At 70.7% G+C, this 11,056-nt stretch carries 8 protein-coding genes and 1 tRNA gene; 7 read left to right on the top strand and 2 right to left on the bottom strand.

From position 1 onward, the window contains the following. The first annotated feature begins 104 nt into the window (after window positions 1-104). The 3 genes from pyk (at window position 105) to ACWGPF_RS05685 (ending at window position 2,354) form a co-directional block, all read left to right on the top strand. Window positions 105-1,550, top strand: coding sequence for a pyruvate kinase (gene pyk / locus ACWGPF_RS05695; protein WP_452331901.1), 1,446 nt, complete (start codon window positions 105-107; stop codon window positions 1,548-1,550). A gap of 68 nt (window positions 1,551-1,618) precedes the next feature. After that, window positions 1,619-1,701 (top strand) — tRNA-Leu (locus tag ACWGPF_RS05690). A 35-nt stretch (window positions 1,702-1,736) separates the two neighbouring features. Then, the gene (locus ACWGPF_RS05685; protein ID WP_345435519.1) at window positions 1,737-2,354 is read left to right on the top strand and encodes an ANTAR domain-containing response regulator; all 618 of its coding nucleotides are present in this window, start codon (window positions 1,737-1,739) and stop codon (window positions 2,352-2,354) included. 67 nt (window positions 2,355-2,421) lie between these two features. On the opposite strand, the gene ACWGPF_RS05680 is transcribed toward ACWGPF_RS05685, so the two are convergent. Further along, complete coding sequence (locus tag ACWGPF_RS05680) at window positions 2,422-2,841, bottom strand: hotdog fold thioesterase (protein WP_452331900.1); 420 nt, start codon at window positions 2,839-2,841, stop codon at window positions 2,422-2,424. 46 nt (window positions 2,842-2,887) lie between these two features. Here ACWGPF_RS05680 and polA point away from each other — a divergent pair, with 46 nt between their 5' ends. From polA to ACWGPF_RS05665, 3 genes are all read left to right on the top strand, one after another. Continuing rightward, window positions 2,888-5,515, top strand: coding sequence for a DNA polymerase I (polA, locus tag ACWGPF_RS05675; protein WP_452331899.1), 2,628 nt, complete (start codon window positions 2,888-2,890; stop codon window positions 5,513-5,515). Between the two features lie 28 nt (window positions 5,516-5,543). After that, the gene (locus ACWGPF_RS05670) at window positions 5,544-7,208 is read left to right on the top strand and encodes a DUF885 domain-containing protein (protein ID WP_452331898.1); all 1,665 of its coding nucleotides are present in this window, start codon (window positions 5,544-5,546) and stop codon (window positions 7,206-7,208) included. A gap of 69 nt (window positions 7,209-7,277) precedes the next feature. Continuing rightward, entirely contained in the window at window positions 7,278-8,309 is a 1,032-nt protein-coding gene (locus ACWGPF_RS05665) for an LLM class flavin-dependent oxidoreductase (protein WP_452331897.1), read from the top strand. A gap of 9 nt (window positions 8,310-8,318) precedes the next feature. Here ACWGPF_RS05665 and ACWGPF_RS05660 read toward each other — a convergent pair whose 3' ends face one another. Further along, window positions 8,319-9,602: an MFS transporter gene (locus ACWGPF_RS05660; protein ID WP_452331945.1), complete on the bottom strand. Its 1,284-nt coding sequence runs from the start codon at window positions 9,600-9,602 to the stop codon at window positions 8,319-8,321. 95 nt (window positions 9,603-9,697) lie between these two features. On the opposite strand from ACWGPF_RS05660, the gene ACWGPF_RS05655 reads away from it, so the two are divergent. Further along, window positions 9,698-11,050 (top strand): MFS transporter, encoded by a 1,353-nt coding sequence (locus tag ACWGPF_RS05655; RefSeq protein ID WP_452331896.1) that lies wholly within the window; start codon window positions 9,698-9,700, stop codon window positions 11,048-11,050. The last annotated feature ends 6 nt before the right edge of the window (window positions 11,051-11,056 follow it).

Below are 11,056 nucleotides of genomic sequence, written 5' to 3'. Positions count from 1 at the left end.
CATCCGGAACATCCGCGGCGCGCGTTCGTGCGGAGCGCGCAGCCGACCCGACGGACGCGGATGCGTCCACAACAGAAGAAGCAAGCAGTGCGGAAGGCAAGCTTTTGAGACGAGCCAAGATCGTCGCCACGCTGGGCCCGGCGACCTCGACCAAGGAGACTGTGAAGTCCCTCATCGAGGCCGGCCTGGACGTGGCGCGCTTCAACCTCAGCCACGGTGACTACTCCGTGCACGACAACAACTTCGCGAACGTGCGGGCCGCGGCCGAGGAGATCGGCAAGCCCGTGGCGATCCTCGTCGACCTGCAGGGTCCGAAGATCCGCCTCGGCAAGTTCGCCGACGGCCCCCACGAGCTCGCCGAGGGCGACATCTTCAAGATCACCACCGAGGACATCCTCGGCACGAAGGAGATCGTCGGCACGACCTTCAAGGGCCTGCCGCAGGACGTCAAGCCGGGCGACTTCCTCCTCATCGACGACGGCAAGGTGCGGGTGAGGGTCGTCGAGACCGACGGCACGGTCGTCACGACCGAGGTCGTCGTCGCGGGAGCCGTGTCCAACAACAAGGGCATCAACCTGCCGGGCGTCGCGGTCAACGTGCCCGCCCTGAGCGAGAAGGACGAGGCGGACCTCCGCTACGGCCTGCGCAACGGCGCCGACATCATCGCGCTGTCGTTCGTGCGCAGCGCCAAGGACGTTCAGCGCGCCCACGTCATCATGGCGGAGGAGGGACGTCGCGTCCCGATCATCGCGAAGGTCGAGAAGCCGCAGGCGGTCGACAACCTCGAGGAGATCATCGACGCCTTCGACGGCATCATGGTCGCGCGCGGCGACCTCGGCGTCGAGCTGCCCCTCGAGGCCGTGCCGATCGTCCAGAAGCGCGCGGTCGAGCTGTCGCGCCGGATGGCGAAGCCCGTCATCGTCGCCACGCAGATGCTCGAGTCGATGATCTCGAGCCCCGTGCCGACGCGCGCCGAGACGAGCGACGTCGCCAACGCCGTCCTCGACGGCGCCGACGCCGTGATGCTCTCGGGCGAGACGAGCGTGGGCGACTACCCCGCGATCACCGTGCAGACCATGGCGCGCATCGTGGAGTCGACCGAGGAGCACGGCCTGGAGCGCATCGCGCCGCTCACCAACAAGCCGCGCACGCAGGGCGGAGCCATCACGCTCGCCGCGATCGAGGTCGCCGACTTCGTGGACGCGAAGTTCCTCTGCGTGTTCACGCAGTCGGGCGACTCGGCGCGCCGCATGTCGCGACTGCGCTCCCCGCGCCCCATGATCGCGTTCACGCAGGACGAGGCGATCCGCCGCCGGATGGCCCTCACCTGGGGCATCCGCTCGGCCCTCGTCGAGCAGGTCGAGCACACCGACCGCATGTTCCTGCAGGTCGACGACCACCTGCTGTCGAACGACCTCGCGAAGGTCGGCGACAAGGTGATCGTCATCTCCGGCTCCCCTCCCGGGATCTCTGGCTCGACGAACGACCTGCGCGTGCACCGCGTGGGCGACGCCGTGCACGGCGCCGCCCCCGTGTACAAGAAGCAGTAGGCGCGACGCGCCAGGAGCGGGGCCCGGTTCAGCACCGGGCCCCGCTCGCTGTATCGTCGAGTGCGCATGCCGGTGTGGCGGAATGGCAGACGCGGGGCACTCAAAATGCTCTGCCCGCAAGGGCGTGTGGGTTCGACCCCCACCACCGGCACGAACTCCCAGCAGACCTACCTCTAGGATGGAACGGTGACCGAAGAGCAGACCGAGAAGAGCACCGCGACGGCGCCCCGTCGTGTGGTGGTCGCCGAAGACGAATCCCTCATCCGCCTCGACATCGTCGAGATCCTCCGCGACAACGGCTACGACGTCGTCGGTGAGGCGGGCGACGGCGAGACGGCCGTGGCGCTCGCGACCGAGCTGCGCCCCGACCTCGTCATCATGGACGTGAAGATGCCGCAGCTCGACGGCATCAGCGCCGCCGAGAAGCTCAGCAAGAACCACATCGCGCCCGTCGTCCTGCTCACGGCGTTCAGCCAGAAGGAGCTCGTGGAGCGCGCGAGCGAGGCCGGCGCGCTGGCCTACGTCGTGAAGCCGTTCACCCCGAACGACCTGCTGCCCGCGATCGAGATCGCGCTGGCCCGCCACGACCAGATCATCACGCTCGAGGCCGAGGTGACCGACATGGTCGAGCGCTTCGAGACGCGCAAGCTCGTGGACCGCGCGAAGGGCCTCCTCAACGAGAAGATGGGCCTGTCCGAGCCGGAGGCGTTCCGCTGGATCCAGAAGGCGTCGATGGATCGCCGCCTCACGATGCAGGACGTCGCGAAGGCCATCATCGAGCAGCTCGCGCCCAAGAAGGGCTGAGCCCCGTACGCATCCCGAAAGGGCCGGATCTCCTCGGAGATCCGGCCCTTTCGTCATCGCATCGCGCTCATCTGGACGGCGCGTCCTTGATGACGTTGGTGATGCGCACGGTCGAGCAGCGCCGGCCGTCCTCGTTCGTCACGATGATCTCGTGCACCGTGAGGGTCCGGCCGAGGTGGATGGGCGTGCACACGCCGGTCACGACGCCGTGCGTCGCCGACGCCGTGTGGGTGGCGTTGATGTCGACGCCGACGGCGAGGCGGCCGGGTCCCGCCCACAGGTTGGCGGCCATCGAGCCGAGCGACTCGCCGAGGACGACGTACGCCCCGCCGTGCAGCAGTCCGACCGGCTGGGTGTTGCCCTCGACGGGCATCGTCGCGACCGAACGCTCGACGGAGAACTCCACGAACTCGATTCCCATGCGCTCCGCGAGGGCGCCCATCCCGCGCTCCCGCGCCCACGCCATCCCGTCGATCCGATCCGTCATCGCACTCCCGTCGTCGGATGTCCGCCGCCCTCGTTACGCTGGACGGGTGACGGACTCCACGAAGCCTACCCTTCTCGTCGTCGACGGCCACTCGCTGGCGTTCCGGGCCTTCTTCGCCCTGCCGGTCGAGAACTTCTCGACGCAGGACGGGCAGCACACCAACGCCATCCACGGCTTCCTGTCGATGTTCATCAACCTTCTGCGCGACGAGAACCCGACCCACGTGGCGGTCGCCTTCGACGTGTCGCGGGAGTCGTTCCGCACGCGCGAGTACGCGGAGTACAAGGGGACCCGGGCCGAGACGCCTGCGGAGTTCAAGGGGCAGATCCCGCTCCTGCAGGAGTGCCTGCGCGCCATGAACGTGACGGTGCTGGAGAAGCCCGACTACGAGGCCGACGACATCCTCGCGACGCTCGCGACGCGTGCGGCGCGCGAGGGGTGGAACGTGCTCGTCTGCTCGGGCGACCGCGACACGATCCAGCTCGTGGACGACGACATCACGCTGCTGTATCCCTCGGTGCAGGGCGTGTCGAAGCTCAAACGATACGATCCCGCCGCGGTGGTCGAGAAGTACGGTCTCCCGCCCGAGATGTACCCGGACATCGCGGCGCTCGTGGGCGAGACGAGCGACAACCTGCCCGGCGTGCCGAAGGTGGGCGAGAAGACGGCCGTGAAGTGGCTCACCCAGTTCGGCTCGCTCGACGCGCTCCTGGAGGGAGCCGACACCATCAAGGGAGTCGTCGGCGGCAACCTGCGCGACCACCTCGACGACGTGCGCCGCAACCGCCGTCTCAACCGCCTGCTGCGCGATGTCGAGCTCCCCGTCGAGCTCGACGAGCTGGAGCGCGCCGGCGTCGACGGCCAGGCGCTGCGCGACGTCTTCGCGCGTCTCGAGTTCCGCGCGCTCCTGTCGCGCGTGCTCCAGATCACGGGCGACGCGGGCGAGCCCGAGGCGGATGAGCCCTCCGCGCAGGCGCCCGCCCCCGTCGAGACCTCGGCGGCGGAGCTCGTCGGGTGGCTCGGCGGCGGCGACGCGGAGACGGGCGTCACCGTCGTCGTCGAGGGCGGTCTGCCGATCAGGGTGGGCTTCGCCCGGGCCGATGCGATCGCGGAGGCCGACTGGTCGGACGACGTCGCGGAGTCGGTCCGCGCCTGGCTGGCATCCGACGCGCCGAAGGCGTTCGCCGACGCGAAGCCGCAGGTGAAGGCGCTGCGGCGCGCGGGACTCGACGTGGGGGGCGTCGCGTTCGACGTGGTCCTCGCGGGATGGCTCCTGCGTCCGAGCTTCCCCGACAAGACGCTCGCCGACCTCGTCGACACCTACTTGCACGAGAAGCTCCCGGAGTCCGACCCGTCGCAGCTCGTGCCCGAGAACGAGGGCGCGACGCCGGGGCAGCGCGCATGGTTCACGGCGCGCGCAGCGGGCGCCCTGCGCGAGGCGCTGCCCGAGAGCGTGCTCTCGGTGCTCGTCGACATCGAGCTGCCGACCCTGCTGGCGCTCGCCGACATGGAGCTCGCGGGCGTCGCGGTGTCCCACGAGAGCCTCTCGGGATTCTCCGCCGAGCTCGGCGCGCGGGCCGCACAGCTCGCCGAGCAGGCGTACGCGACGATCGGCCACGAGGTGAACCTCGGTTCGCCCAAGCAGCTGCAGGAGGTGCTGTTCGTCGAGCTCGACCTGCCGAAGACCCGCAAGACGAAGACGGGCTACACGACCGACGCGGGTGCGCTCGCCGAGCTGCAGGAGAAGGCCGACCACCCCTTCCTCGGGCTGCTCCTGGCGCACCGCGAGGCGACGAAGCTCAAGCAGATCATCGACGGGCTCGACCTCGCGATCGGCGCCGACCGCCGTGTGCACACGACCTACGTGCAGACGGGGTCGCAGACCGGCCGGCTCTCCAGCACCGACCCCAATCTGCAGAACATCCCGGTCCGCACCGAGGAGTCGCGGCGCATCCGCTCGGCGTTCATCGTCGGCGAGGGGTACGAGACGCTGCTCACCGCCGACTACTCCCAGATCGAGATGCGCATCATGGCGCACCTCTCCGGCGACCCCGGCCTCATCGAGGCGTTCAACGCCGGCGAGGACCTCCACCGGTTCGTCGGAGCGCGCGTGTTCGGCGTCGATCCGTCGGATGTCACGGCCGAGATGCGCACCAAGGTCAAGGCGATGTCGTACGGGCTCGTCTACGGCCTGTCGGCGTTCGGGCTCTCCAAGCAGCTCCGCATCGAGCAGTCGGAGGCGAAGACGCTCATGCTCGAGTACTTCGCGCGCTTCGGCGCCGTGCGCGACTACCTGCGCTCGTCCGTCGAGACCGCCCGCGTGGAGGGGTACACGGAGACGATCTTCGGCCGCCGCCGTCCGTTCCCCGACCTCACGAGCCCCAACCGCGTGCTCAGGGAGAACGCCGAGCGAGCAGCGCTCAACGCGCCGATCCAGGGCTCGGCGGCCGACATCATGAAGATCGCGCTGTTCCGCGTGCATCAGGACCTGTTCGGGATGCGCTCGCGGCTGCTGCTGCAGATCCACGACGAGATCGTCGTCGAGGTCGCGCCGGGGGAGTGGGACGACGTGGAGCGCATCGTGCGCGAGCGCATGGCCGGCGCCGCCGAGCTCACCGTGCCGCTCGACGTCCAGATCGGCCGGGGAGCCGACTGGAACCAGGCCGCCCACTGACGATCCCTGCACGGACGAGAGGATGACGATGACCGAGGACGCGCGCACACCGACTGAGATCGACGGCATCGCCGAGCGCTGGGTCGACACGCTCGTGGAGCTCTCGCCGACGCTCGCGACGTACATCGGCCGCCCCGAGGGCGCCGACCGCTACGACGACTTCGGGCCGGAGGGCGCGGAGCACCATGCCGAGGAGGCGCGGCGGACGCTCGCGGAGATCGAGGCGGCGGCCCCCGTCGATGAGATCGACCGGGTCACGCAGCTCGATCTGGCGGGCGAGCTGCGCCTGTCGCTGGAACTGCACGAGGCGCGCTGGCATCTGCGCGATCTCAACGTGATCGCGAGCGCACCGCAGGACATCCGCCAGGTGTACGACCTCATGTCGACGGAGTCCGACGACGACTGGTCCGTCGTCGGCCGGCGTCTCGCCGCCGTGCCCGCCGCCGTGGACGGGTACATCGCGACGCTCCGCGAGGGCGTCGCGCGCGGCGTCGTGCCCGCGGTGAGGCAGGTGCGGGAGGTCGCCGCGCAGATCCCGCGCTACACGGCGGACGACGGCTTCTTCGCCGGCCTCGCGGGCCAGGCTGCGGCTGCCGCGGGCGCCGCGGCGGCGGCCGACGTGGAACGCGGCGCCGCCGCAGCCCGTGCCGCCTACGACCGGCTGACGGCGTTCCTCGGCGACGAGCTCGCTCCTGCGGCGGCGGACGACGACGCCGTGGGCCGGGAGCTCTACGCGCTGCACTCCCGGCGGTTCCTCGGCGCCGAGATCGATCTCGACGAGACGTACGCCTGGGGCATCGAGGAGCTCGGCCGGATGGTCGCGGAGCAGGAGGCGATCGCCCGCGAGATCCTGCCGGGCGCGAGCGTCGACGAGGCCGTCGCGCACCTCGAGGCCGACCCCGCGCGCAAGCTCGTCGGCACCGAGGCGCTGCGGGAGTGGATGCAGGAGACGAGCGACCGCGCGGTGGCCGAGCTCGCGCGGACGCACTTCGACATCCCCGAGCCGGTGCGCCGCCTCGAGTGCATGATCGCCCCGACGCAGGAGGGCGGGATCTACTACACGGGCCCGACCGACGACTTCTCGCGTCCCGGCCGCATGTGGTGGTCGGTGCCGGAGGGCGTGACGGAGTTCGATACGTGGCGTGAGCTGACCACCGTCTACCACGAGGGAGTCCCCGGCCATCACCTGCAGATCGGCCAGGCCGTCTACAACCGCGCCGAGCTGAACAGCTGGCGGCGGCTCCTCGCGGGCACCTCGGGCCACGCGGAAGGGTGGGCGCTCTACGCCGAGCGGCTCATGGAGCAGGTGGGCTACCTCGACGATCCCGCCGACCGCCTGGGCATGCTCGACGGGCAGCGCATGCGCGCGGCGCGCGTCGTGCTCGACATCGGCGTGCACCTCGGCAAGCCGCGTCTCGAGGGCGACGGCGTCTGGGACGCCGAGTACGCGCTCGCGTTCATGCGGCGCAACGTCAACATGTCCGACGAGTTCGTGCGCTTCGAGGTGAACCGCTACCTCGGCTGGCCTGGTCAGGCGCCCGCCTACAAGGTCGGCCAGCGCATCTGGGAGCAGCTGCGCGACGCCTACGCCGCCCGCCTCGGCGACGGCTTCTCGATGAAGGACTTCCATCGGCGGGCCCTCGACATCGGCGGCGTCGGCCTCGACACGCTGAAGGCGGCGCTCCTCGCCTGATCGCGCGCGGCGGGGCGGGAATGCCGCGCTTCGCGGCGCGGTTCATGCAGATGAATAGAGAGGATCCGCATGGACATCGAACTCGGGCTCGACACCTTCGGCGATGTGACGGAGGGCGCCGATGGCGTGCCTCTGACGCAGGCGCAGAGCATCCGCAACGTCGTCGCGCAGGCGCGCCTGGCCGACGAGGTCGGCATCGACTTCTTCGGCGTCGGGGAGCACCATCGCCCCGACTTCGCCGTGTCGAGCCCTGAGACGGTGCTCGCCGCGATCGCCGCGACCACGGAGCGCATCCGGCTCGGTTCGGCCGTGACCGTGCTGTCGAGCGACGACCCCGTGCGGGTGTACGAGCGCTTCGCCACGGTCGACGCGCTCTCGAACGGACGCGCCGAGGTGGTCGCCGGCCGGGGCTCGTTCACGGAGTCGTTCCCGCTGTTCGGCTACGACCTGCGCGACTACGAGGCCCTGTTCGAGGAGAAGCTCGATCTCCTCGCACGGCTTCTGCGCGAGGAGCCGGTCACCTGGAGCGGCACGATGCGGGCGGCTCTCGACGACGTGTCGGTGTTCCCTCGCACCGAGGGTGGGATGCCGCTCTGGGTGGGCGTGGGCGGCTCTCCCGAGTCGGTCGTGCGCGCGGCCCGCCAGGGCGCACGGCTTATGCTCGCGATCATCGGCGGCCCCGCCGGCCGGTTCGCGCCGTTCGCCGACCTCTACCGCCGTTCGCTGGCCTCGTTCGAGCGGGCGGAGCTGCCGATCGCCGTGCACTCGCCGGGGCACATCGCCGACACCGACGAGCAGGCGTGGGATGAGCTGTACCCCTCGTTCGCCGCGTCGCGCGACCGGATCGGGCGCGAACGAGGGTGGGGCGGGAGCTATAACCGGCTCACGTTCCAGAACGACGTGGGCCCCGCGGGCGCCGTCTACGCGGGTTCGCCGGAGCGGGTGGCGCGCAAGATCGCCGACACCGTCCGCACGCTCGGACTCAGCCGGTTCGACCTGAAGTTCTCCAACGGTGCGCTGTCGCACGAGCGGATGATGCACAGCATCGAGCTCTACGGCACGCGCGTCGCGCCGCTCGTGCGCGACATGCTCGCGAGCTGACGGACCGCCTCAGCGCTCCCCGCGCGGCCGGTCGAGGCCCATCCGGATGCGCGTCCGCTTGCGCTCACGCAGGATGAACGCCGCCCCGACCAGCCAGAGGGGGATCTGCGTCAGGAAGGCGAGCCGGAAGGCTTCGAGCGTGTAGTCGGCCGGCTCGCTCGCGCCCTGCACGTCGAGGGCCACGCCGATGAAGAGGATCGCGAGGAGGCCGGCGAGGAAGCCGCCGACGTTCGTGATGCCGGTCGCCGTGCTGAGCTGATGCGAGGGGTTGTGGGTGCGCGCGTGGTCGAAGGCGATCATCGACGCGGGGCCGCCCGTCGCGAGCGCGACGGCGAGGAGGAGCAGGAGCCAGAACGGCGCGGGCCCCGGCCACGCCAGCACGACGGCCCACGCCACGAGCTGGATGCCGACGACGGGGAGGACGAGCATGTGCGAGCGGCGGGTGGGGTTGCGCGACGACAGGATGCCGATGACGGGGCCGAAGATGATGCCCATGAGCACGAAGGTGCTCTGCACGAGCGACGCCTGCCCGCTCGTGAGCCCCTCGCCTGAGGTGAGGAACGGGAAGCCCCACAGCATGACGAAGGCGGTCCCCGCGAACGGCGTGGTGAAATGCGACCAGAACGCGAGCCGAGTCCCGGGGTTCGACCAGGCGGCGCGCAGGCCGACGCGTGTGTCGATCGCGCTCGTCACGACGCGGATGGCCCCGGTCTGCGTGTCGACCGACACATCGGCCGCGCGCTCGGGCGGGTGGTTGCGCACGAGGAGGACGATGAGCACCGCGAAGAGCAGCGCGAGCCCGGCGAGGCTCCCGAAGGCGATCGACCACGACGTGGCATGGAGGAGGGCGGCGAGCGGCAGGATCGACACGAGCTGGCCCATCTGCCCGACGATGCCGGTGAGCTGCACCATGAGGGGGTTGCGCTGTGCGGGGAACCAGGTCGCGACGAGGCGGAGGGCGCCGGGGAAGATCGCGGCGTCGCCCGCCCCGAGGAGCATGCGGGCGAAGATCGCGACGCCGACGTTGGGCGAGACCGCCATGATCAGCTGCCCCAGCGCCATGACGGCCATCCCGATCGCCATGATCGGGCGCGCGCCGTATCGGTCGAGCCAGAGGCCGATGGGGATCTGCATGAGGCCGTAGACGCCGAGCTGCAGGACGGCGAACATCGACAGCGTGGACGCGTCCGCGCCGAAGTGCTGCGCCGCGTCGACGCCGACGGCCGACAGCGAGGTGCGGTTCGTGACGGAGAGGACGTAGCCGAGGACGGCGACGATCCAGATCGTCCACATCCACGCGGGGGACGGGTGCGCGGCGGGGGATCTCACCGATCCAGGCTACTCCCGGGCGTCACCCGTTCCTGTCGGGATGACACTAACCTGGAGCCATGCCCGCCCCTTCCGCGCGCCTCGACACGCTGCCGTTCAACCGCCGTCACGTCCGCCTCCTCACGGGGTCGGGGATCGGCTGGGCGCTCGACGCCATGGACGTCGGCCTCATCTCCTTCATCATCGCGGCGCTCACCGTGCAGTGGGGGCTGCAGCCCGGTGAGGCGGGCCTCATCACATCGATCGGCTTCGTCGGGATGGCCGTGGGCGCGAGCGTGGGGGGCCTGCTGGCCGACCGGCTCGGACGCCGTCAGGTGTTCGCGATCACGCTCCTCGTCTACGGGGTGGCAACGGGCGCGAGCGCGCTCGTGGGCGGTGTGGGGGCGCTGCTCGTGCTGCGCTTCTTCGTCGGCCTCGGGCTCGGATCCGAGCTCCCCGTCGCCTCGACCTATGTGAGCGAGTTCGCGCCGGCGCGCATCCGCGGGCGGCTGGTCGTCGTCCTGGAGGCGTTCTGGGCGGTCGGCTGGACGCTCGCAGCGCTCATCGGGACGTACGTCGTGGGGGCGTCCGACGACGGATGGCGGTGGGCGTTCGTGCTGGGCGCCGTGCCGGCCGTCTACGCGATCATCGTGCGCTGGGCGCTGCCGGAATCGCCGCGATGGCTCGAGTCGCGCGGCCGCGTCGCCGAGGCGGAGGCGATCGTGCGCACGTTCGAGTCGGCGTCGCCGCGCACCGCGGCGGCACCGCCGATCACGAAGCCGAGCGACTTCGCGCGCGAGTCGCCCAAGGGCGCCGCCGCGATCGCGGCGCTGTGGGCGCCGGCCCTGCGCGTGCGCACGGCGGCCATCCAGCTCGTCTGGTTCTGCGTGAACTTCTCGTACTACGGGGCGTTCATCTGGATCCCTTCGATCCTCTTCTCGCAGGGGTACGAGCTCGTGCGGTCCTTCGAGTTCACCCTGCTGATCACGCTCGCGCAGCTGCCCGGCTATGCCGTGGCCGCCTGGCTCATCGAGGTGTGGGGGAGGCGTGCGACGCTCTCCACGTTCCTCGCGGGCTCGGCCGTGGCGGCCATCCTCTTCGGCACGGCCGGCGAGCTGTGGCAGATCCTCGTGTTCGGGTCGCTGCTGTCGTTCTTCAACCTCGGGGCGTGGGGTGCGCTGTACGCGGTCACGCCCGAGCTCTACCCGACGAGCGTGCGTGCGACGGGTGCGGGCTGGGCCGCGGGGGTCGGCCGCATCGCCTCGATCGTCGCGCCGCTTTTCACCCCCTGGGCGCTCGCCCAGGGGGGCCCGGCGCTCGTCTTCACGGTGTTCTCCGTCTTCTTCGCGGTCGCGGCGATCGGGACCATCCCGCTCGCCGACAAGAAGGGCGAGACGCTCGACGCAACGCTGTCGCAGGTGACCCGGGGATAGCCTGGA

It is taken from the genome of Microbacterium sp. NPDC055683, from assembly GCF_053617895.1.
The sequence above is the reverse complement of the archived record's forward strand: the minus strand, read 5'-3'. Positions and strand labels throughout refer to the sequence as shown.

Excerpts from the sequence above, each read along its gene's own strand:
- ACWGPF_RS05680 (WP_452331900.1), bottom strand. The coding sequence starts at position 2,841 with ATGACGGATCGGATCGACGGGATGGCGTGGGCGCGGGAGCGCGGGATG.
- ACWGPF_RS05665 (WP_452331897.1), top strand. The coding sequence starts at position 7,278 with ATGGACATCGAACTCGGGCTCGACACCTTCGGCGATGTGACGGAGGGC.
- ACWGPF_RS05670 (WP_452331898.1), top strand. The coding sequence starts at position 5,544 with ATGACCGAGGACGCGCGCACACCGACTGAGATCGACGGCATCGCCGAG.
- ACWGPF_RS05655 (WP_452331896.1), top strand. The coding sequence starts at position 9,698 with ATGCCCGCCCCTTCCGCGCGCCTCGACACGCTGCCGTTCAACCGCCGT.
- ACWGPF_RS05660 (WP_452331945.1), bottom strand. The coding sequence starts at position 9,602 with ATGTGGACGATCTGGATCGTCGCCGTCCTCGGCTACGTCCTCTCCGTC.